The sequence below is a fragment of the Frankia sp. CeD genome, assembly GCF_000732115.1.
Classification (GTDB): Bacteria; Actinomycetota; Actinomycetes; order Frankiales; family Frankiaceae; genus Frankia; species Frankia casuarinae.
On record NZ_JPGU01000011.1, the window covers coordinates 26,923 to 48,163 of the forward strand.

Here is a 21,241-nt window from a genome sequence, read left to right on the forward strand (position 1 = left end):
CCACGTTTCCAGTGGGCAGATCGTAGCGATGTCGACAAAGCCACCAGCGACACCCTCATCAGTGGGGCGAACGCCGGGACCGAATGTTTGTGACCGGTTGCCCCCCGTGGCGGCTTTCACCGGTGCGGACAGCGGCGGCCGGCGCTTGCCGGTATGAACAGGCGGACTGCCGACCTTCCCCGACGACCGACAGTCCGCGGAATCACGCCGGTGCGCCCCCGATTCGGCACCAAGCCATCTCGCTCCCCCCGACGATCCGGCCCGAACCCGTCGCACCGGCGCGGTCCCTACCCTCGATCCTGGTAGTTCCGATGGGCCGACACCATCCCTCAATCATCGGGGGAAAGCGGATGATCCCCGGCCGTTACCGATCCGTCCGGGTAATCCATCGGCTGGGGCGCCAGGGCGCGCGACGCAGGTCGCCCATGGCTGCCGCCAGCCCGGCTACCTGCTCGGCGGCCTGCTTGCCGAGATCAACGGCCACGGTGCGCGGTAGCGAGGACCCCTCGCCCGGGATCGTGCGCAGCCGGGCGACCACCGGTCCGAGCCGGATGATCTGAAGGTAGCCCGCGAGCGAATCGCCGGTGACGAGATGCAGGTGGGCGGACCCGGCCGTGCCGTCCGTGACGGGCCTGGCCCGGGCGACCAGGCGTCGGGTGAGTGCGGCGGCCCGCCGGTTGTTGCGCAGCAGCCACCGCGAGTCGTCCAGCCGGTACAGATCCGCGTCCGGGGTACCCAGCCAGATCGCGTGCCCACGGTGCACCGCCTGGATCTCACGGCCGTCCGCCTCGGGATTCGTGCCGTCACCGGGGATCGGTTGGTCAGCCGGATGGGCCGTCGCGACGTCGGGAGATCTGATCCGCCACATGCCGACGGGGAGCGCCTCCGGTCCCAGGAACGACCCGCGGAAGGCCGCCCAGAGACGACAGGACCGCGGATGACCCTCATCCTCGCCGCCTCCCCCGCCCATCCTGACGAGGGTGTGACCGAAGCCGGCGCAGGGCAATCCCTCGAAATCAAGGGGCCTCAATCGAGGGGGCTCAGCCGAATCCGAGCTCGCGGGCCCAGAGGGCGGCCGCGGTGCTGGGCGGGATCGTCGCCGGGGCGTCGGGATGGCTCGCCACGTACTTCGCCTTCGCCGTGCGCAGATAGTCGGCGACGACACTGGCCTTGACGTTCATCGCCCGCGCCGCTTCCCGGTGGGACATACCCCGGCAACCGACGAGGACCATCACCTCGGCCTCCCGCGGGGAGGGCCGGTGCAGGCGGCGCCGTCGGCGGGCGGCGTCGAAGATTCGATCGAGCAGGTCGTGCACGGCGGCGGCGGTCATTCCCCACTCGCCGCGCAGCTCGTCAATGAGGTCGCCCTGGGCGAGTCCGCGCAGCAGGTTCCGTTCCCCGGGGCCGATCTCGCCCCGGGACAGCGGTCGCCGGTGCGCATCCTCCAGCAGAAACCCGGCGAGGCGGGCGGNGACGTGGAAGCTACCCCCNGCGACGGCGGTCACCGCCGCCACGAACTGCTGGGCCGGGGCGGTCTTCTCGACGAAGCCGCGAGCCTGCGCGGCGACCGCGTCGAGGACCTCGTCCGGTGTCGCAACCCCGGAGGTCGCCAGCACCCGAAGACCGCGTCGATGCAGGTCGGCCACGGCGGCGGCCCCGGACACCCCGGGCAGGTGCAGGTCGCACACCACGATCCCGGGCGTGGTGTCCCGGTCGAAGGTCTCCAGGCTCGGGGCCGGCGCCAGCACGGAGAACCCCGCGCCGGCGAACCTGGCGGCCAGCGATTCGGTGGCGATCGGATGATCGTCGATGATCGCCACCGAGACCGGCCGGCGATCGACGCTCATCGGCCGGTCCCGGGCGCGCCGGCTCCGGTCGGCTCGGCGGCGGGCCAGCGGAAGGTCACCTTCGTCCCATCGCCCGGCCAGGCGGTCACCAGGGTCTCCCCGCCATACCGGCGCAGGGCGGAATAGCTTCCGGTCATGCCCCCGCCCGCTCGGACGGAGCCGGGATCGAACCCCACGCCCCTGTCCCGGACGACCACCAGCACCGAATCCGCGTCGCCCTCGACGAAGAGGTGGACCTCGTCGGTGCTGGCGGAGTGTCGGACCACGTTGCGCAGGGCCTCCCTCGTCGCGGCCACCAGTGCCTCGCGGACCTCCGCGGGCGGTTCGCCCTTGATCGACACGAAGGGCACCAGGGCGAGCCCCTCGTCGGCCAAGGCGTCCACGACCGCGGACATCATCTCCTCGAGGCCGTTCTGGGNGGAGTCCGGTGAAGCCGTGCCGTCGACGGCCAGGGCCCGCGGGTCCATCCCGCGTGGATCCATGATGATCCGACGCGCCCGCTGTGCCCCGCGCCGGGCCTCCCGGACGAGTGCCGGTGAGGGCACTCCACCGGCGGCAACATGATCGACGACGGGGAGCAGGTAGTCGTGGATCTCCCGATGGGTGATCTCACGCTGGCGCAGGCTTTCGGCCTCCTTCTCCTGCTCGATCGCGAGCCGCCCGGCCGCCGCGGCCTCGTCCTGGGCGGCCGCGGTCGCCGCGCAGAGCGCGCGCAGCTCGCGGGCGATGAGCATGGCGACGACGTACCACAGGGCGAAGCCCAGCAGGTCCGAACCGAGCTTGAGGGAGACATCCGGCAGCACGGCCAGGCTCCATGCCGCCATCAGGACGGCCACCGCACCGACCGCGAGCAGCGTCAGCCCGAGGCCGAAGCCGATGCCCGCGGGTGCGACGAGGCTGAACGGCACGAGCTCAGTCATGATCTTGTTGCGTTCGTCGGGTTGCGCGGCTCTGGACCCGACGAGCATCAGCGCCACGCAGAAGGCGACGTCCGCCAGGACCAACCGGGGGGACAGCCGGCCCGGCCGCCGCCAGACCCGCCAGGTGAACCAGGATGCCTCGACGGCCGCGGCAGCCACGATCAGCACGGCGATCCACGGGTGGCGCAGGCGAGCCCAGCCGAAGAGCGGGATGATCACGAACGTCGCACAGGCTGCTCGGGTGTAGCCGACCATCCGGGACATGCGTTGCTCGGTACGTTGGATGACGTCGCAGGAAGAAGCCGCCGATCCAACCAGCCCGGTCATAGTGCGCAACGGTAGCGAGCCAGCCACAGATCGACCAGCGTCTGCCAGCGCCTGACCAGAAGGAGCGGGCATCTGGTCGTCCCGGTGTGTGAAGAGGGCCATCCGGGCACCGCAATCAGATGCAGACCACGTATCCCGTCATCGTCACGGTCGCGCCGCCGGGTCCCGGCCCGACGCCACCCGAGCCCTCGCCGCCCTCGCCGATCCCCGATCCTGTTCTGCCCGGTCCCGAGCCGACGCCACCCGAGCCCGCGCCGGATCCGGTACCACCGCCCGGCCCGGGGCCGGATGTTCCGATCCCGCCGAACCTGCTGGTCCTCCCGCCAGCCGGGAATCGCGCCGCCGGAATGGGTAGACCGAGGGCATGATGCACCGACCAGCTGGAATTCCCGCGCAGGAGCTGACCGACGTCGATCTCGTCCGAGAGCTGCGGCACCTGCATCGTACCCGGCACGATGCCTTCATCGCGGGGAGCGAGGACGCCTTCGAGACCCACACCGCACGGATGCTGGAGCTCGAACGCGAATACCTGCGGAGGTTCCCGGACGCCGCGAGTCCCGATCCGCGCCGGACCCGAGCCGGCAGACGGCGTGCCGCCGGAGTTCCCGTCTGAGCGGTTTCAGGGGCGCGGTTTCAGGGGCGCGTGGCTTCAGGGGCGGACGCGGGTGAGCGCGTCGAGGTAGATGTCGACCACCTGGCTCGGGTCCGGCCGGAGGTAGGAGCGTCCTGCGGTCGCCGCGGCGATGCGCGACAGCGCGGTGAGGTCGGCGTCGTTGCTGTAGGCGATCATGATTATGGCGACCGGCCGCTTCGGGTCGTACTCGGCGTGCAGCTGTTCGATCAGGCTGTCCAGGCTCGGCGCGGCCGCACCCCGGTTCGTGTCGCGACCGTCGGTGAGGATGACGACCTGGTTGAGCCGGCCGGGGACGTAGTGCTGGGTCAGGAAGCGGAAGGCCGCGAGCGTGGTGGCATACAGATCGGTGGCTCCGCCGGGGACGATCCCGGCCTGCGCGGCGATCAGCTCGTCCCGATGGGTGCCGCCTCGTCCGGGTGCGTTGAGCGCAGCCATCGGCACGAGATCCCGGTAGCCCTGGACTCCCTGGGCGCCCTGCTCGCCGGAGAACCGCCAGAGACCGACCTGGCTGTCGGGTGCGAACAGGCGCAGGCCGGCCAGGGAGGTCTCGACGGCCGCCTGCAGCCGAGTTCTTGACGGGTCGGTGCCCGGGACCGGTTCGGCCATCGATCCGGAGCTGTCGAGCGCCACGAGGGTGGCACCACGCTGACGGGCATGGCGGAAGAACCGCCGAGCCGTGCCGAGCGTGCTGTCGGAGGCGTCCGTGCTCGCCAGCTTCGGCGGGACGGAGCGCACCCCGTCGGTCGCGTTGAGCGTCCCGGCCAGCCCGCCTGGGTCATCGTGGCCCGCCAGCTCGGTGGGTGTGCGGAAACCGGCTCCGCTGAGAGCCGCGCGGCCCGCGTCCCCGCGCAGGAACGCGGCGAAGGCGTCCGCCGCGGCCCGCCGGGACGACGAGCTCGCCGTCTTCTTCAGGACGATGTACGGCACCGTCGCCGTGANCATCCCGTCCGAGGGGTAGGACGCCACCAGCGTCGTGGTCGGGGGGTTACCGTTCTGGCTTGTCAGGGACCGGTTGTAGGCGATGACATCGGCCTCCAGAGCCGGGAAGGCCGAGGGAGCGGATCCGGCCGCGCCGTTCTCCGTGCCGCCGGTGCGCACCGAGTCGAAGAGTTGCTGGTCATACTCTGGCAGCCAGTCGATGGAGCGTTCCTGCCGGAGCACGGTGAGCTGGGCCGCGCGATCCTGGTCGAACGTGCCGGTGGTCATCTCGGCCGCGGTGAGTCCGCGGGCGGCGCCCACCGTTGCGATGACGGCCCGCAGCGCGGCGGCCGAGTGCTCCGGATTGGCCATGGCGAACCGGAAGTCCCCCCACTGGGGCTCGCCCCGGTGGGTCCAGAAATCGGCCTCGCCCGCGGCCGCGGCCAGTTCGGCCCAGGTCACATGATGTTCGGGCCAACCGAGGCGCTGTGCCATGAGTCTCGGCATGGCGATGACGACGGGCGATCCCGCGATCGTCGTGGCCTTCGCCGGCAGTTTCGCCGTGACCGGGTCCGATTCCTGGCCCAGCTCCAGCCAGTCGGCCGACTCCGGGATCCAGACGTCGGGCGGCCCGGGGGAGTCCGGCGACTCCGGCCGGGACAGCGTGTCGAGCACCCGGTCGGAGGCGACCACCGACACGGCGAGGGTCACGCACGGGCCCGCCGAGCCCTCGGCACCGGCGCGCTGACGATCGAAGTCGGCGGCGAGCCGGCTGATCGGCGCCGCGAGTGCCGGCGCGGTGGTGATGGTCAGGGTGGCCCGTTCGCCGCCGTCCGCGCATTCCCCGGCCGATCCGGCATCCCAGGCGGCGCGGGCCGCGAACCCGATCCCGGTGGCGGTCAACGCGCCCAGTACAAGCAGCGCCGCGCCGCTGACGATGCCCAGGCCGACGGTGACGGCACGGCCGCGGCCACCGGCCCGGGACCCGCCATACCGGGACGCGCCGTGATGGGACGCGCCACCACGAAATCTGTTGCGGCGGGATCGATGGCGGGCGTCGGACACGGAGACGTCCTTTCCGCGAGCGAGCGTCGTGTCCGTCCCTGNCCCGCCACCAGCACGATGGTCTGCGTAACGTTTCCCGCCGAGCCCATCGCGCAGCGCCCGACACCATCCCCGGGTGTCCGGCCAGCCTCAGATGGTGATGGTATGGTGCCCCGCGCCGGTTCCCGTGCCGCCGATACTGCCGGTGGCCCGGTTGGGCGTCATCCTTTCTTGGAATACCGNGGTTCGCTGTTGTTCTTCCGTTTCTCACGTCGTTGCGGCGGTGTTCCTACTCATGGGTCCTTAGCGTTCTACCCGGGCTGGGTGTGCGTGTCGCCGCTGGCGAGGTCGGCGGGGGTTTCGAGGTCGGCGGGGGTTTCGAGGTCGGCGGGGGTGTTGACGTCGGCGGGTGAGCCGGTGCCGTCGCAGGGCACGCCGGTGACCTCTCCCGGGTGGGCCCGCAGCCACGCCCGGGCGCCGGCCTCGCCGCGCGCGAGAGCCGCCACCTCGGGCCAGACCGAGCGGCGTAGCAGGACGGGATGGGCCGGCCGGCCTCCGTAGGTGGCGGTCATCGCCGGATGGGCCGACCCCGGGTCGGCCGCGGCGGAGATCAGACGTTGCACCGCCGCCGCGCCNAGGGAAGGTTGGTCCACCAGGGTGACAACCACGGCGTCGGTGTCGGTGCCGACCAGGGCGGCGAGACCGGCCCGCAGCGACGCGCCGACACCCTCGGTCCACCGCGCGGCCGATACCAGGCGAACCTCCGGTATCAGGCCGGCCGTGGGTTCCAGGCCGATCTCGGGCGCATCCCAGCCCGCGGGCGCCGGCCCGGCGACCCGGCGGGTGGCGAGGCGTCGCACGACGATGCCCACCTCGTCCGCGGCGGCGCCGGTGACGACCACGNCCGGCCGGCANCCCCCCGCCGTGAGCAGGCGGACACCCCGCTCGACCAGCGTCACACCGCCCAACTCGACCAGAGCCTTGGGGCGTCCCATCCGCCGTCCTGCCCCGGCAGCGAGCAGCAGACCGGCGACGTTCACCGGATTCGCGGCGTGGATGCCCCACGAGAGATTCGTGAAGTCACATTTTCACCTTCGTGATCTGGACAGGCATCGGGCTGCTTCTGGTCGGTGATGCCTGGCCATGCTAGGCGGAGCCGTCCCACGCTGGCTGGTCGCGGTTCGTCGGGATGCTGGAGTACAAGGCCGCCCGGTACGGCCGGACCGTGGTGAAGGTCGACCGGTGGTTTGCGTTGTCGCAGGTCTGTTCGGCGTGCGGGGTGAAGGACGGGCCGAAACCACTGACCGTCCGGTCGTGGACGTGCCCGGCCTGCGGGGTCGTCCACGACCGGGATGCGAACAGCGGCGTAGCAGGCGGGAATCTCCACCCTTCAGGGCGGAGAGGACGTCAAGAGGCGGCGATACCGAAGATGCCGACCGTCATCGACCTCGGGCGATACGTAGCGACCCCGCATCGTGTTAATGGGGCCTATCCTGGTCGACGATGCGGGCCAACATCGACAACAGGGCGGTCTGTTCCTCCTCGGACAGCGGCGCCAGCAGCTTGTCGTTCATCTGGTCGATGCGGTCCGCCACCTGACCGTGGGTCGACTCTCCCCGCTTGGTCAGCCGCAGGACGTTGCGCCGGCCATCACGCGGGTCACGGACCCGGCGGATGAGCCCACGCTGCACGAGCCTCGCCACCACATCGGCCACCGTCGACCGATCCAGGGAGGCTCGTTCTCCGAGCGTGCGCTGATCAATATCGGGATCAGCGAGCAGGCTGTTGAGGACCACGAACTGCGGAGGTGTCGTCTCGGTCGAGACGGTGGTGGTCCAGAGCTGATAGGTCACCTGCTGGAGCCGGCGGGCCAGCTGGCCGGGATGGCTGGACAGGTCGACCACGCCGTGGCCGCCCGGGGCGGCCGGCCGCGAGGTCAGGGTGGCCGGCCCAGTGGCGCGTTGTTCAGGGAGGCGTTCGCCGGAGTTCTCCGGTGCGGCTGTTTCCCCTCCGAGGGCCCTGGCCAACTGGTCGGATCGTGTGCGCGTGTTCAGGGTTCGCTTCCAATCCGGTGTCGAAGTAGGCGGGCGACAGGTTTGCCGCGAAGGTCATCATCGCTCATGTCGACGCTCGGTGTCGTCAAGCCGTGAGATTCAGGTGTCTATCAGGCGTCGAAGTGGTAACTCTTGTGGCATGTAGTGAAATTATAACTACGGATAGCCGGACGGCGCCATGCTTCTGTAGTAGTCCTGTCACCGCTTCGAGGTAGTCATTTAGAGGTGTCGCAATCGCGACAGCCACCTGCCGCCCGACTCCGGTGGGGTACGCGAGGTGCATCACATGGTTCCCGCGGGTACGGGCAGCGGTATGGAGGATGCGCCCAGAGGCCTGCGGGAGAGTCTGAAACGCGTGGCTGTGACCCTGAAGGAGGCGGGCATCCCGTTCGCTCTCGGGGGCAGCTACGCCTGCTGGGCCCGGGGCGGCCCCGAGCCGGTCCACGACGTCGATTTCATGCTGCGCGAGGACGACGTGCCGCGGGCGGTCGAGGTGCTTGCGAACGCCGGCCTGCGCCCGGTCGACTCACCCGAGGACTGGCTCACCAAGGTGTTCGACGGCGAGGTGCTGGTCGATCTCATCCACCATCCGGTGGGTCGGGCGGTGACCCAGCAAACGCTGGAGCGGTCCAGTGAGATGTCGGTGGACTCGGTGCGCATGCCCGTGCTGGATGCCACCGACTGGTTCGAGATGACCCTGTTGGCCCTGGAGGAACGGTACTGTGACCTCGCTCGCGTGATACCGATGATCAGAGCGATGCGGGAGCAGGTCGACTGGGATCAGGTACGTCGCGCGACGGCCACCTCCCCCTTCGCCGAGGCGGCCCTGCTCGTGGCCACCCGGCTCAACCTGATCCCGGCCGCCGGTCGTGCAGTGTCGGCCGAAGGTGCTCCGTCTACCGAAGGTGCTCCGTCGGCCGGGGGCACCCCCACGGGTTCACGTCCGCACGGCCCGTTGGTGCCAGCGGGTGGGGCGGTGCCAGCGGGTGGGGCGGTGCCAGCGGGTGGGGCGGTGCCAGCGGGTGGGGCGGTGCCAGCGGGTGCGGCGGAGCAGGCCGGGACCGCGAAGCGGATCGCCGACACCGCCGGGTACGGGGCACTGAACCTCACCGAGGCCGATGAGTATCTTGCCGGTGACCTGCACGAACGCCTCGCCGAGGATCCAAGGGTGGCCGAGCTCGGGCTGGAGGTGGTGGTGGATGGCCAGCAGATCCTGGTCGAGGGCGAGGTCGCCACGGACGCCCGCCGCCGGGCCGTCGCGGATGTGCTCGCCGAGGCGCTTCCCGGACGCCTGGTGAGTAACGAGGTCACCATCGCGGATCGGGGGATGCCGACCGAGGCGCCGCCGAACGTGGAGACCATCTCATGATCAGAATTGCCGCCGTCGGCGACATCCACCTGGGCGTGGACAGCCGCGGAACCTTCGCACCGCTGCTGCGTGGACTCGCCGGTCGGGCGGACGTGCTGCTGCTGGCCGGTGATCTCACCCAGCGGGGGCTGCCGGCCGAGGCCGAGATCGTCGCGGCCGAGGTGGCGGACGCCGAGGTGCCCGTCGTCGCCGTCCTGGGTAATCACGACTACCACGGCGGTGCCGAGAACGAGATCATCGAAATGCTGGCCGATGCTGGCGTGACCGTCCTCGAAGGCGGCGGCACGGTCCTCGACATCGACGGCCGCCGTCTCGGAATCGCCGGCGTCAAGGGATTTGGCGGGGGGTTCGCCGGGGCCAGCGGAAGCGACTTCGGCGAACCACTGATGAAGGCGTTCATCCGGCACACGAAGGACGCCGGATCCCGGCTGCGCGGTGCGCTGGAAAGTCTGGATTGCGAAATCCGTGTGGCTTTGATGCACTATGCTCCGGTACCGGACACGCTCATCGGCGAGCGAACCGAGATCTTCCCGTTTCTCGGCAGCTACCACCTTGCCGAGGCGGTGGACGCGGGGGCCGCCTGCCTTGCGCTGCACGGTCACGCCCATGCCGGTTCGGAGCACGGGATGACGGCCGGTGGGGTGCCGGTCCGTAACGTGGCCCGGCCGGTGATCAGGAAAGCCTATGCGCTTTACGGGGTGGGCGAGATGGCCACCACCGGGCGCCCGGGCTCGGACCGCGCGGGCCTACAGCGCTCGGCTGGCGCCGCCAGCCCGGCCGTCGTCCCGCCAGCCGTCCCGCCAACCGGTCCGGCAGCCGGGACGCCCCGCTCCGCGGCGGACAGCCCCTCGACGCTGTCCCGCCCCAGTTAGCTATTCCGCGGTAGCTATCCCGCCCCAGGCAGCCGTACCCGGACCTCACCATCGGAGATCCACACATCGAACCGCGGCTGGGGCGCGGTCGCGGGACCATGCACCACCGCGCCGTCCGTCACCCGGAAGGTGCTGCCGTGCCAGGGGCAGCGCAGGCAGGTGAAGCCGTCCCTTCGGATGATCTCTCCCTTGTGCAGTGGTCCGGACAGGTGGCTGCACCGGCCGGCCAGTACGTCGACGTGGTCTCCCTTCCGGAGGAGGACGACCGGCACATCCCGCAACAGCCGCGCCTCGGGTCGGCCGTCCGCCAGTTCGTCCAGAAGGGCGAGCGGATGCCAACCGGGCGGCAGCAGGTGGGGTACCTCCTCGGTGTGGTTGGCTCCCGACGCCTGCCGGTAGGCCAGATGACCGCCGAGGTAGGCCGACGTGCTGGCCGTGGCGAGGCCGAGCAGCGCGAGACGACGGCCGAGGCGGCCGTTGCCACGCCATCGGATGCCGAGCGAGGCGGCGTAGCAGCAGGCCGCCAGACTGTTCGTCGCGGCGTGCGCCNCCCCGNCCCGCAGTTGGCGCTCATGCAGCTCGGAGTAGTCGGCGAGGCCGCTGGCGGCGGCCGAGACCGCCGCGAGCAACCCCGTGGCGATCAGTACCCGGGCCGCCCGTTCGGACCCCTCGTGACGTCCCGCGAGCAGGTCCACGATTCCCGCGGAGATCCAGGTTCCGATGGGGAGCGCAGCGAGCGCCGGATGCAGAGGGTGACCGAGCGGCACGCCGTGCAGGGTGTCCCGGATGGTCCCGTCGTGCAGGGAGCGGCGGACCATGTCACGGATCTTCACTGCCACCGGGTCGAGAGCTTCGGCCCGCTCCAGGCGTTCGGCGGGTCTGACCAACACGTTGTGGGGTATCCGCACCATGGATGCCGGTGTTCCCGCCCATCGCTGGCCGTGAACATCTGCTGACCGGAGAAGCCGGGTGGCCCGATCGCGGGTTTGCTTCGTCCGTCAGCGCGCACCACTGAAACAGCGGAAAGGAACGAGAACATGGCAGTGGATCGCGGAAGCACCAAGCACGGCCCTGTGCGCGACGACATCTTGGCGCACGAGGTCGAGGGGCTTGTGCGGGCCGGGCGGGACACGCGGGCGGAGGAATGGCGCTCCGCTGAACCGTTCCCCGAGGAAGCGACCGGTGGCCCGCAGAACCTGGATGCCGCTGGGTCGCGGGTCGGTGTGCCGGCCGGGATGACGCCGGTGGACGTCGAGGAACGCTCCGAGCTCGCCCGCTGGCTCGGCCGGGCGGTCTTCCCCGCCAACCGTGACGAGATCATGGATCATCTGCGTCATCAGCACGCCCCGGACCGGGTGGTTGACGAGGTCGCCGGTGCGCCGCCCGACATCCAGTTCACCTCGTTGGGCGCGCTGTGGCGGGTACTGCGACCCGGCCCTCCTCACGTGGAGTCACGGCGTCACTGAATCCGTCCGATGATCCATAATATGACCAACATCATGAAGTAGTCGGTATGACGCCGTAGCCGGCGGGGTACGGAAACACCCGTGGGTGGCGGGCTCGCCGCGAGCGTTCTGCTGCTCGTCGGCTTCGCGATGATCGGAGCGTTCAACGTTTTTGCCTTCGGTGCCCTCGCCGGCCTGTGGGCGTTGGGTATCGCATGGATCATGGTGCTCGGCCCGCGGGCCATCGATCGCCGGGTCGTCCGCGCTCGGCTGCGGGAGGCGCTGCGGGGGGTGCGGCGGAGACGCCGGTGGCCCGGTGCCTTGTTCCCGTGGGCCCGGGACTGCGTGACACGCCGGTGGCCTGGGTAGGACACGCCCATGGGTACGAGTGGGTTCGGCTATGGCGACCAACGACCCGGATCAGGTGATCTGCTGCAGACCCTCGTAGCCGGTCTGGATCAGACGGAGCGGGAAGATACCCTGCGGCTGTTGCGACGGCGGCTGGTGGAGGACCGGGCCGCCGCGTGCGGCGGCCAGCGGGACCGTCAGGTGGATGTCGGCCCGCGGACCCGGGCGGCGCGTGGGCCGACGAAATCGCAGGCCGCGGGCATCCATCGTCACCGCGGATGAACGGTGGCGTCAGGATGAACGGTGGCGTCAGCCGCAGCAGCCGCCGCCGCAGCACGCGCCCCCGCCGGCGGACGGCGAGGCCATAGCCGGAGCCGGCGTGGCCGAGCCGCGGCTGACGGCGATCGCAGAGAAGATCCGCGAGGTCTCGGTGTGTCCGGAGGGGCAGCTCACCGCGCTGTCCGGCACGGACTCGTGCATGCTGCGGCGAACCTCGAACGATGCGTCACATACCCGGCAGCGGTAGTCGTAGGCAGGCACGGCACCAGGATATGCGGCCGCCGTGAGGCGAGCGTCGGATTCGGCGGATGGCGAGAACGGGTGAGCGGGAGAAGGCCCGACGTACGCTGGCTGTATGCAGCCGCCGGAGGGCCCGCAGGTGGTCGCCGAGGTTGTCCGGGGGCTGCGCGGCGGTGCGCCGTTCGTGGAGAGTTGCCATCACGGCACCGTCATCGGCCTCGGTCGGGATGGGGACAGCGCGCTCACCGTCGGCGTGCCCGACCACCCGATCTTCCCCCGATCGGCGGTCAAGCCCCTTCAGGCCGCCGCGATGCTTCGTGCCGGGCTGGACGGCATCTTCCTGAGCCGGGAGATCCCCGGTGACCTGCTTGCCATCGTGTCCAGTTCCCACAGCGGCGAGCCGGTGCATCTCGCGCGGGTGCTGGAGATCCTCTCGGTAGCGGGCGTCTCCGTCGACNCCCTGCGCTGTCCCGCCGATCTTCCGTTGGGCCCGGCCGCGGCCCAGGCGCACCTTCGCGCCGGGGGCCGCGCGGAGCCGGTGCTGATGAACTGCTCCGGCAAGCATGCGGGGATGATCGCCTGCTGCGTGGCGGCCGGCTGGCCGATCGAGAACTACACCGACCCCGATCATCCGTTGCAGCAGGTGATCCGGCGCACGATCGAGGAGCTGATCGGCGAGGAGATCGTCGCGACCAGCGTGGACGGGTGCGGGGCCCCGTTGTTCGCGTTCTCGCTCACGGGCCTGGCTCGCGGGCTGCGGGCGATGGTCCGGGCCGCGCCGGGCGGCCCCGAGCGGCGGGTCATCAACGCCATGCGGGCGCATCCCGAGCTGATCGGGGGNGTTGGCCGGTCCGACACCGACCTGATGCGGGCGGTACCCGGCGTCGTCGCGAAGAACGGCGCCGAGGGTGTCACGGTGGTGGCGACGTCCGAGGGTCACGCGGTCGCGGTCAAGATCGCGGATGGGAGCGGGCGGCCCGGCGTCCCGGTCGCGCTGGCCGTGCTGACCCGCCTGGGTGCTCTTCCCGGTCCGGACGCCCCCGGGCACCAGGAGCTCGACTTCGCCCAGCTCGCCGTGCTCGGGGCGCCCACGGTGCTCGGCGGCGGGCGCCCGGCCGGTTCCCTACGCGTGCGGCTACCGGTCTGATCCGGGCGGGGGAGTGCGGTCGGCGCGGACGCCCCGGTCCTCGCCTGCTCGGGGACGGGGGTCGGAAGGCGCCCGACGGGGACGGCTCGCCACGGTGACCGCGACGGGCGGGATCATCGCCGCGACCACCATCATGATCATGGCGGCGGTCACGGAGTACAGCCGCACCACGGTGCCTGCCGAGATGAACAGGGTCAGCGCCACCAGCATCAGGGCGAGGTAGCGGCGACGGACCATCGGATCGGCACCCGGGCCCGGTGCACCCGGGCCCGGTGCGGATGGGCCCGGTGATGATCGGCCCGGCGCGGATGGGCCCGGTGATGATCGGCGCGGCGCGGACGGGTGAGGCGTGCCGGCGGCGAGGCGCAGGTCGTAGCGGCGCCGCCGGTCGGGGTCGCCGAGAACGCGGTAGGCGAGGGTGACCCGATCGAAGGCCGGTGACGAACCACCGGCGTCGGGATGGGTGCGGCGGGCGGCCACGCGGTAGGCATGCCGGATCTGCTCGGCGGTGGCGCTGGGCGGTACGTCCAGCACCTCGTACAGCGAGCGTTGCACGCGCATCGGGGTGTCTCCTGCCATTGCCGACCACCCGACCGGGCGGCCGCGAGCCCGGTGTCATGGCGAAAGTACCTACACATGACCAGAATGGGCCTTGGACGGCCCGGGGCGAGCGCGAGTCGGGAGGCCGGGACAGCGGCAAAATAGGATTTTCTGTGCGTTGTGGCTCTTGGCTCTCAGGATCGTCTTATCGGGCGTGCCGGCCTCATTCCGGTTCGGCCGACGGCGCGCTCGGGGCGCCGCGTGCACACCAGGGTGGGACAGGATGGGTGGATGGGGCAACGGCAGAACTCGGAGATTGTCACCGAGGTCGCGTCGCTGGTACAGGATCCGGACATCGCCGAGCGGCTGACCGTGACCGGACCCGCCGACGTCCTGCCCAGCCTCTACCGGGTGACGACGGTGGCGACCGCGTCGGTGGCGGCCGCGGCCGTCGGGGCTAGCCGCCTGCTCGCGGCCCGCGGCGGCGGGGCCCCGCCGGAGGTCACCGTGGACACTCGTCACGCGAGTGCGGTCTTCCGCAGCGAACGGTACCTGCGAGTGGCCGGCAAGCCACCGCCGAGCCCGTGGGACCCGATCTCCGGGTACTACCGCACCGGGGACGACCGGTGGATCCAGCTGCACTGCAACTTCCCGCACCACCGCAACGGGATCCTGGATCTTCTTGGGACGCCGGGCGAGCGCGCCGCCGTCGAACGGGTCATCCGCCGTTTCGAGGCCGAGCCGCNGGAACTCGAGCTGCACGCCATGGGTCTGTGCGCCAGCATGGCCCGTAGCGAGCGGGAGTGGCGCGAGCACCGGCAGGCCCGGGCGGTTGACGAGCTTCCCCTCGTCGAGGTGCGCCGGCTCGGCGACGGCCCGGCGCTCGCCGCGCCCCCGGCCGAGACGCCGGCCGCGGGTCTGCGGGTGCTCGACCTGACCCGGGTCATTGCCGGTCCCGTCGCCGGTCGCACGCTGGCCGCCTACGGAGCCGACGTCCTGCGGGTCGGCGCCGCCCACCTGCCGGAGGTGCACACGGTGCTCGTCGACACCGGGTTCGGCAAGCGCAACGCCTTCCTCAACCTGCGGGTGACCGCGGACGCCCGCCGGCTGCGCGAGCTGATCGCCTCGGCGGACGTGGTGCTCCAGGCTTACCGGCCGATGGCCCTCGACCGGCTCGGCTTCGGCCCGGAGGCGGTCGCCAGGATCCGGCCGGGCATCGTCTGCGCGACCATCACCGCGTATGGACGGCAGGGCCCCTGGAGCGGTCTGCGCGGGTTCGACAGTCTGGTCCAGACCGCGTCCGGCATCGCNACCGCCGCCGCGGCGGTGACCCGGTCCGACCGCCCCGTGCCGCTGCCGGCACAGGCCCTTGATCATTCGACTGGCTACCTCACCGTCTACGGGGTGCTGGACGCGCTGGCGCGCCGGGCGACCGAGGGGGGCAGCTGGCACGTCGGTGTGTCCCTGACCCGGACCGGTCGTTGGCTGCAGGGGCTGGGACACCACGACACGCTCGCGCTCCCCGACCCGACCCGGGAGGAGGCCGAGGAGTTCTGCGCCACGATGAACAGCGAGTTCGGACCCCTGTCGTACATCCGCCCGGCCGCCACCGTGGCCGGCGTCGCGCCGAGCTGGAGCTCCCCGCCGGCACAGCTGGGCACCAGCCCGGCGGTCTGGGCATAGCCATGCTGAGGTGCCGGGTTCCGCGGGATCGTGCCGGTGTGTAACCGTGCGCCGCCCCGTCCATCCGGGGGGTGGTGCGAATTGATGCTGGTTAGCACGTCATTCTCTATGCGGTGGCGCACCGGCTCGCGGGCCGGGCGCGTCGGGGTGACTGGGCCGGGCCATGGCATCGGAGTCGGGTCTGGCGGGACCGGAGGAGGAATTGCATGGGTAGGCGCCCGCTCCTGGGAGCGATAGCCCTTGCCGCGACCGTGGCGTTGACCGCGGCGGCCTGTGGAAGTGACAGTGGTTCGTCCTCGAACGGGAAGCAGACCATCACGATCGGCTTCCAGGGAGTTCTCTCGGGCGACAGCCAGCAGCTCGGTCTGAACGCCCTCTACGGCGTCCGGACGGCGATCGCCGAGGTCAACGCGGATGCGAGCGCGCCGTTCCAGCTCAAGCTCGTCGAATCCGACGATGGCGGCTCGCCGGATCAGGGCCCGACGGCAGCCCAGAAGCTGATCGATGACTCCAAGGTCGTCGCGGTGGTCGGCCCGATGTTCTCCGGCGCCACCAAGGCGAGCGAGCCGGCCTACACCCAGGCCGGGCTGCTGTCGGTGAGCCCGTCGGCGNCGAACCCCGCGCTCACCACCCTGGGCTTCAAGACCTTCTACCGGGTCATCGCCCCGGACACCGTGCAGGGCAAGGCCGCGGCCGACTACATCGCCACGGTGCTCAAGGCGACGAAGGTGTACTCGCTGGACGACAAGAGCGAGTACGGCACGGGCCTGTCGGGTGCGCTGGAGGCCGAGCTCAAAGCCAAGGGTGTCAACGCGACCCACGACGGCATCAACCCGACCAAGGACTACACCTCCGAGGCAACGAAGATCATCGCTGCCGCGCCCGAGGTCCTCTACTACTCCGGCTACTACCCCGAGTTCGCGCTGCTGTCGAAGGCGCTGAAGGGCAAGGGCTTCACCGGAAAGATCATCAGCGGTGACGGCTCGCTCGACCCGCAGTACGTCGCGCAGGCCGGGGCCGCCGCGGCCGAGGGTGCCTACCTCACCTGCCCCTGCGGCGACGCCAACACCGACCCGAAGGCCGCGTCCTTCGTCGCGTCCTACAAGAAGGTCAACAACGGGACGAAGCCCGGCACCTACTCCGGTGAGGCCTACGACGCCACGCTCGCCCTCGCGGACGTCTTCAAGAAGCTCGGCAAGGACGTCACCCGGGAGTCCGTGACCGGCGCGTTCGGTTCCGTGAACTTCCCCGGCATCACCAAGACCGTGGTGTTCGAGCCCAACGGCGAGGTCAAGGGCTCCAACGTGTTCGTCTACCAGGTGAAGGGTGGACAGATCACCGTTCTCGGCAACATCGCGAACCTGGTCAAGTCCTGATGTCGGTGCGGGCGGTGGCCGGGGGTGGGACGTCCGGCCACCGCTTCGCCTGGTGGTGAACGAGGCACACGGATGGGTTTCCTCGACCAGTTCTGGCAGCTGACCGTCGACGGTCTGACGGTCGGCTCCCTGTACGCGGTCATCGCGCTCGGGTACACCCTCGTCTACGGGGTCCTCCAGCTCATCAACTTCGCGCACAGCGAGGTCTTCATGCTGGGATCCTTCGGCGGGCTGTTCGCCGCCCGCGCCCTGCTGCCCGGGGACGGCTCGGTCCCGGGCGGCCTCGAATCGGTGGGCCTGGTGACCATGGGCCTCGGCGCCGGCGCGATCTGCGGCGGGCTCGCCGCCTTCACGCTCGAACGGGTGGCGTACCGGCCGCTGCGGCGCCGTTCCGCCCCCCGGCTGGCCTATCTCATCAGCGCCATCGGGGCCTCGCTGTTCGCGGTGAACCTTGCCGGCAAGGAGTTCGGCCGGCAGAATGTGGCCCTGCCCGACCTGTTCACCGACGGAACGGTGTTCACGCTGTTCGGAGCGGACGTCTCCACCCAGTCGCTGGTCATCTTCGCGGTCGCGATCGCGATATTGGTCGGACTGGACCGGCTGGTCGCGGGGACCCGGCTCGGGCAGGGCATCCGCGCGGTGGCCCAGGACGCCGACACCGCGGTTCTCATGGGCGTGAACGTCGAACGCATCATCATCGTCACGTTCGTGCTCGGCGGCCTGTTGGCCGGGGCCGGTGGCTTCCTGTACGCGATGACGTTCAACGCCTCTTACAGCATGGGGTTCGTCCCCGGGGTGAAGGCGTTCACCGCCGCGGTCCTCGGCGGCATCGGCAACGTGCGCGGGGCGATGCTCGGCGGCCTGCTCCTCGGATTGGTGGAAAGCTATGGCGGATATATCTTCCAGGCGTCCTACAAGGACGTGATCGCTTTCCTGGTCCTGGTCGGCATCCTGATGATCCGACCGTCCGGCCTGCTCGGGGAACGTCTAGGGAGGGCAGCGTGAGCGCTGCGACGTCGTCCGCCCGCCCGCCGAGGGCCGGGGCGCCGCTCCCACCCGCCGGGCCGGGTGGCGGGTCTGGTGGCGACCCGGCGGGCGCATCGCTGCGTCCGGCCGTGCTGTTCTCCCCGGCCCGGCTGCGCCAGCTCGGGGTGCTGCTGCTGGTGGGTGTGCTCGCCGCGGTGGTGACCGGTCCGGCCGGGGGCTCCGACAAACCGCTGAAGGCATTTCAGGATTCGGTGCTGGACGCGCGGATCCTGCCCTACCTGGGGCTCGCCGCCGCGTTGTGGATCGTCCTGGCGCTCGGCGTCGAACTGCGGGGCGCGGCGGGCCGGCTGACGGCCGGCATCCGGGGGCCGGTGAGCGCGGCCTACGCCACCCGGGGCGGCCCGATCGCGCTGAACCTGGCGCTTCTGGCGGTCGCGATCATCGCCCCGCTGGTCGTCTCGACCGCCGCGCAGCAGTCGATGGTCAACGACATCGGCATCTACGCGCTGCTCGCACTGGGCCTGAACGTCGTGGTCGGCTACGCCGGCCTGCTCGACCTCGGCTACATCGCCTTCTTCGCCATCGGTGCCTACGCGACGGCCTACTTCACCTCACAGACCGCGATGCCGTGGCACGCGCCCTTCGTGCTCAACCCGTTCTTCGTCTTCCCGATCGCGCTGGTCCTTGCCGCGCTCGCCGGCGTCGTCCTGGGCGCGCCGACGCTGCGGCTGCGGGGTGACTACCTGGCGATCGTCACGCTCGGTTTCGGTGAGATCATCCATTTGATCGCGAACAACGCCGACAACATCACGAACGGTGCCCGGGGGGCCTTCGGCGTTCCGCACCTGTCGATCAACCTGCTCGGCCTCGGCTACGAGTGGGGCATCGATCCGCTGCCGTATTACTACCTGCTCCTGGCCATCATCGTCGGAGTCATGATCGCCTTCGGTCGGCTGGAACGGTCCAGGATCGGCCGGGCCTGGGCGGCGATCCGCGAGGACGAGATCGCAGCCGAGGCGACCGGGGNCGCGACCCTGCGGATGAAGCTGCTCGCCTTCGCTATCGGCGCCTCGGTGTCGGGCTTCGCCGGCGTGCTCTTCGCCTCCAAACAGTTCTTCAACCCGCAGAGCTTCAGCCTGCAGGCGTCGTTCTTCGTCGTCGCCGTCGTCATCTTCGGCGGGATGGGTTCCCGGCTCGGGGTGGTGGTCGGTGCCGTCGTCCTCCAGGGCATCGCCTTCTACCTGCGCGACAAGGTCCCGCCCGCGGACCGGTACATCTACTTCGGCGCTGTCATCGTGATCATGATGATCTTCCGTCCGCAGGGACTCGTGCCGTCGCGCCGGCGGCGTCGGGAGATCCAGCTCGCGGAGGCCGGCATCGGCGCGGCGGACTCCCTGGGCGCCGCGCCCACGGGGGGCAAGCCGTGACCAGGGGCGGAGCGCACCGCGTCTCCCCGCCGGGACACCGGCGCTCCCGGGACCGGCAGCGCGGGAGCAGCCAGGGCCGCGGGAGCAGCCAGGGCCGCGGGGACAGCCAGGGCCCGGGGGAAGCCGGGCGCGGCGGAGGCCCGGAGGACCTAGTGGTGGAGGCCCGCGACCTGGCGCTGCGGTTCGGGGGTGTGACCAGCCTCGACGGCGTCTCACTGCGCCAGCGCCGGGGCGAGATCCTGGCGGTGATCGGACCGAACGGGGCCGGCAAGACCTCGCTGTTCAACTGCCTCACCGGGGCATACCGCCCGCAGCAGGGATCNGTCACCTTCTGGCCCCGGCCCGGCCGGCAGGCCGAGCTGGTGGGGCGCAGCCCGCACGCCATCACCCGGCTCGGCGTCGCCCGGACCTTCCAGAACATCCGGCTCTTCCCCGCCCTGTCGGCGCTGGAGAACGTCCAGATCGGGACCGAGGTGCGGCAGCGGTACGGGCCGCTGGCCGCGGTGCTGGGGCTGCCGGGCGCCCGGCGGGCCGAGCGTGACGGCGTGCGGCACGCGCTGGAGCTGCTTGAGCTCGTGGGCCTGCCGCACCGGGCGCACGAGCTCGCCTCGTCGCTGCCCTACGGCGAGCAACGCCGGTTGGAGATCGCCCGGGCGCTCGGTACCGAGCCGCGCCTGCTGCTGCTCGACGAGCCCGCGGCCGGCACGAACCCGGCGGAGAAGCGTGACCTGGCAGAGTTGATCATCCGGATCGCGGGCACCGGGGTGTCGGTCCTGCTCATCGAGCATGACATGCGGCTGGTCATGTCGGTGGCGACCTCGGTGGTGGTGCTCAACTTCGGCCGGATCATCGCGTCCGGCACGCCGGTGGAGGTCCAGCGGGACCCGGCGGTCATCGAGGCGTACCTGGGCCTGGCCGACGCCGGCGCGGCGGATCCCGATGTGGTGGATCCCGATGTGGTGGATCCCGGCGCGGCCGGCCCCGCCGGGTGGAAGGAACTGCGCTGATGCTGCTGACCCTGGCCAATGTCGAGGTCGCCTACGGCGCCGTCACCGCCCTGCGCGGCGTCAGCCTGGAGGTGGCCGAGGGCGAGATCGTCACCCTGCTCGGGGCCAACGGCGCCGGCAAGACAACCACGCTGCGGACGGTCTCCGGACTGCTGCGGCCCCGGGCGGGACAGACGTGGCTGGACGGTCGCCCATTGTCGTCAATTCCGGCGCACGAACTCGTCGGCCGGGGGGTGAGCCACGTGCCCGAGGGCCGGCGAATCTTCCCGAGCATGAGTGTCCGAGAGAACCTCCTGATGGGCGCCTACCACGATCGCCGGCATGTGCGGACCGACCTCGGCCGGGTGCTCGCGCTCTTCCCCCGGCTGGCCGAGCGGATCGCGCAGCCGGGAGGCACGTTGTCCGGCGGCGAGCAGCAGATGCTCGCGATCGGACGCGCGCTGATGAGCCGTCCCCGGCTGATGCTCCTCGACGAGCCGTCGATGGGGCTGGCCCCAATGATCGTTCAGACCATCTTCGAGGTGATCGCGGAGATCAACCGGGAGGGGGTCGCGGTACTGCTGGTCGAGCAGAACGCGGCCTCGGCGCTGCGGATCGCGGGCCGCGGCTACGTGCTGGAGACCGGCGAGGTCGTGCTGGCGGGNACCGCCGCGAGTCTGCTGGCCGACGACCGGGTCCGGCAGGCCTACCTCGGGGAGGACGTCGGCGGCCGGACCACCGCAGGCTGAACCGCCCGCGACCGCTGCTCCGCCCGTCGCCACATCGGCGAGAAACCGC

22 protein-coding genes and 1 pseudogene are annotated in these 21,241 nt (G+C 71.0%); 14 read left to right on the forward strand and 9 right to left on the reverse strand.

Features of this window, described 5'->3' with window-relative positions:
* Positions 1-364: 364 nt before the first annotated feature.
* From CED_RS09090 to CED_RS09100, 3 genes are all read right to left on the reverse strand, one after another.
* Positions 365-970 carry a hypothetical protein gene (locus CED_RS09090; protein WP_011434788.1) on the reverse strand — a complete coding sequence of 202 codons (606 nt, stop codon included), beginning with the start codon at positions 968-970 and terminating at the stop codon, positions 365-367.
* 70 nt (positions 971-1,040) lie between these two features.
* The gene (locus CED_RS09095) at positions 1,041-1,847 is read right to left on the reverse strand and encodes a response regulator transcription factor (RefSeq protein WP_035909838.1); all 807 of its coding nucleotides are present in this window, start codon (positions 1,845-1,847) and stop codon (positions 1,041-1,043) included.
* Positions 1,844-3,031, reverse strand: a complete 1,188-nt coding sequence (locus CED_RS09100; RefSeq protein ID WP_235186977.1) for a sensor histidine kinase — start codon at positions 3,029-3,031, stop codon at positions 1,844-1,846. The genes CED_RS09095 and CED_RS09100 overlap by 4 nt, the downstream gene beginning before the upstream one ends.
* 427 nt (positions 3,032-3,458) lie before the next feature.
* Between CED_RS09100 and CED_RS09105 the strand changes: the two genes are divergently transcribed.
* A complete protein-coding gene (locus CED_RS09105) occupies positions 3,459-3,707 on the forward strand; it encodes a DUF6158 family protein (RefSeq protein ID WP_011434791.1) in 249 nt (82 codons plus the stop codon).
* A 36-nt stretch (positions 3,708-3,743) separates the two neighbouring features.
* Here the strand turns inward: CED_RS09105 and CED_RS09110 are convergent, their stop codons facing one another.
* The gene (locus CED_RS09110; RefSeq protein WP_035909840.1) at positions 3,744-5,711 is read right to left on the reverse strand and encodes a substrate-binding domain-containing protein; all 1,968 of its coding nucleotides are present in this window, start codon (positions 5,709-5,711) and stop codon (positions 3,744-3,746) included.
* Between the two features lie 290 nt (positions 5,712-6,001).
* Positions 6,002-6,730: an NTP transferase domain-containing protein gene (locus CED_RS09115; RefSeq protein ID WP_084680750.1), complete on the reverse strand. Its 729-nt coding sequence runs from the start codon at positions 6,728-6,730 to the stop codon at positions 6,002-6,004.
* Between the two features lie 125 nt (positions 6,731-6,855).
* Here CED_RS09115 and CED_RS22420 point away from each other — a divergent pair.
* Positions 6,856-7,059, forward strand: a pseudogene (locus CED_RS22420) (zinc ribbon domain-containing protein); the annotation flags it as partial.
* A 109-nt stretch (positions 7,060-7,168) separates the two neighbouring features.
* Here the strand turns inward: CED_RS22420 and CED_RS09120 are convergent.
* Entirely contained in the window at positions 7,169-7,630 is a 462-nt protein-coding gene (locus CED_RS09120; RefSeq protein ID WP_049761037.1) for a MarR family winged helix-turn-helix transcriptional regulator, read from the reverse strand.
* A gap of 427 nt (positions 7,631-8,057) precedes the next feature.
* Between CED_RS09120 and CED_RS09125 the strand changes: the two genes are divergently transcribed.
* The gene (locus CED_RS09125) at positions 8,058-9,113 is read left to right on the forward strand and encodes a nucleotidyltransferase (protein WP_035909843.1); all 1,056 of its coding nucleotides are present in this window, start codon (positions 8,058-8,060) and stop codon (positions 9,111-9,113) included.
* Entirely contained in the window at positions 9,110-9,985 is an 876-nt protein-coding gene (locus CED_RS09130) for a metallophosphoesterase (protein WP_011434797.1), read from the forward strand. The genes CED_RS09125 and CED_RS09130 overlap by 4 nt, the downstream gene beginning before the upstream one ends.
* A gap of 14 nt (positions 9,986-9,999) precedes the next feature.
* On the opposite strand, the gene CED_RS09135 is transcribed toward CED_RS09130, so the two are convergent.
* Positions 10,000-10,875 carry a Rieske (2Fe-2S) protein gene (locus tag CED_RS09135; RefSeq protein ID WP_235186978.1) on the reverse strand — a complete coding sequence of 292 codons (876 nt, stop codon included), beginning with the start codon at positions 10,873-10,875 and terminating at the stop codon, positions 10,000-10,002.
* A 147-nt stretch (positions 10,876-11,022) separates the two neighbouring features.
* Here CED_RS09135 and CED_RS09140 point away from each other — a divergent pair, with 147 nt between their 5' ends.
* The 3 genes from CED_RS09140 to CED_RS22425 all read left to right on the forward strand — a co-directional run bounded on the left by CED_RS09140 (position 11,023) and on the right by CED_RS22425 (position 12,060).
* Complete coding sequence (locus CED_RS09140) at positions 11,023-11,451, forward strand: DUF2795 domain-containing protein (RefSeq protein WP_011434799.1); 429 nt, start codon at positions 11,023-11,025, stop codon at positions 11,449-11,451.
* 81 nt (positions 11,452-11,532) lie between these two features.
* Positions 11,533-11,799, forward strand: a complete 267-nt coding sequence (locus CED_RS09145; RefSeq protein ID WP_011434800.1) for a hypothetical protein — start codon at positions 11,533-11,535, stop codon at positions 11,797-11,799.
* 9 nt (positions 11,800-11,808) lie between these two features.
* The gene (locus tag CED_RS22425) at positions 11,809-12,060 is read left to right on the forward strand and encodes a hypothetical protein (protein ID WP_011434801.1); all 252 of its coding nucleotides are present in this window, start codon (positions 11,809-11,811) and stop codon (positions 12,058-12,060) included.
* 27 nt (positions 12,061-12,087) lie between these two features.
* Here CED_RS22425 and CED_RS22430 read toward each other — a convergent pair whose 3' ends face one another.
* Positions 12,088-12,318 (reverse strand): zinc ribbon domain-containing protein, encoded by a 231-nt coding sequence (locus CED_RS22430; RefSeq protein ID WP_011434802.1) that lies wholly within the window; start codon positions 12,316-12,318, stop codon positions 12,088-12,090.
* 94 nt (positions 12,319-12,412) lie between these two features.
* Here CED_RS22430 and CED_RS09155 point away from each other — a divergent pair, with 94 nt between their 5' ends.
* Positions 12,413-13,444, forward strand: coding sequence for an asparaginase (locus CED_RS09155; protein WP_035909847.1), 1,032 nt, complete (start codon positions 12,413-12,415; stop codon positions 13,442-13,444).
* Here CED_RS09155 and CED_RS09160 read toward each other — a convergent pair.
* On the reverse strand, positions 13,433-14,005 hold the full coding sequence (locus CED_RS09160; RefSeq protein WP_108913710.1) for a J domain-containing protein: 573 nt from the start codon (positions 14,003-14,005) through the stop codon (positions 13,433-13,435). The two genes, CED_RS09155 and CED_RS09160, sit on opposite strands and share 12 nt — an antisense overlap.
* 270 nt (positions 14,006-14,275) lie before the next feature.
* Here CED_RS09160 and CED_RS09165 point away from each other — a divergent pair, with 270 nt between their 5' ends.
* From CED_RS09165 to CED_RS09190, 6 genes are all read left to right on the forward strand, one after another.
* Complete coding sequence (locus CED_RS09165; RefSeq protein WP_035909850.1) at positions 14,276-15,667, forward strand: CoA transferase; 1,392 nt, start codon at positions 14,276-14,278, stop codon at positions 15,665-15,667.
* Between the two features lie 206 nt (positions 15,668-15,873).
* Positions 15,874-17,043 (forward strand): branched-chain amino acid ABC transporter substrate-binding protein, encoded by a 1,170-nt coding sequence (locus CED_RS09170; RefSeq protein ID WP_051868736.1) that lies wholly within the window; start codon positions 15,874-15,876, stop codon positions 17,041-17,043.
* Positions 17,044-17,115: 72 nt separating this feature from the next.
* Complete coding sequence (locus CED_RS09175; RefSeq protein ID WP_011434807.1) at positions 17,116-18,048, forward strand: branched-chain amino acid ABC transporter permease; 933 nt, start codon at positions 17,116-17,118, stop codon at positions 18,046-18,048.
* Positions 18,045-19,457, forward strand: coding sequence for a branched-chain amino acid ABC transporter permease (locus CED_RS09180; RefSeq protein WP_035909851.1), 1,413 nt, complete (start codon positions 18,045-18,047; stop codon positions 19,455-19,457). The genes CED_RS09175 and CED_RS09180 overlap by 4 nt, the downstream gene beginning before the upstream one ends.
* Complete coding sequence (locus CED_RS09185) at positions 19,454-20,464, forward strand: ABC transporter ATP-binding protein (RefSeq protein ID WP_011434809.1); 1,011 nt, start codon at positions 19,454-19,456, stop codon at positions 20,462-20,464. Before CED_RS09180 ends, CED_RS09185 begins: the two co-directional genes overlap by 4 nt.
* Positions 20,464-21,192 carry an ABC transporter ATP-binding protein gene (locus CED_RS09190; protein ID WP_011434810.1) on the forward strand — a complete coding sequence of 243 codons (729 nt, stop codon included), beginning with the start codon at positions 20,464-20,466 and terminating at the stop codon, positions 21,190-21,192. The genes CED_RS09185 and CED_RS09190 overlap by 1 nt, the downstream gene beginning before the upstream one ends.
* Positions 21,193-21,241: the final 49 nt, after the last annotated feature.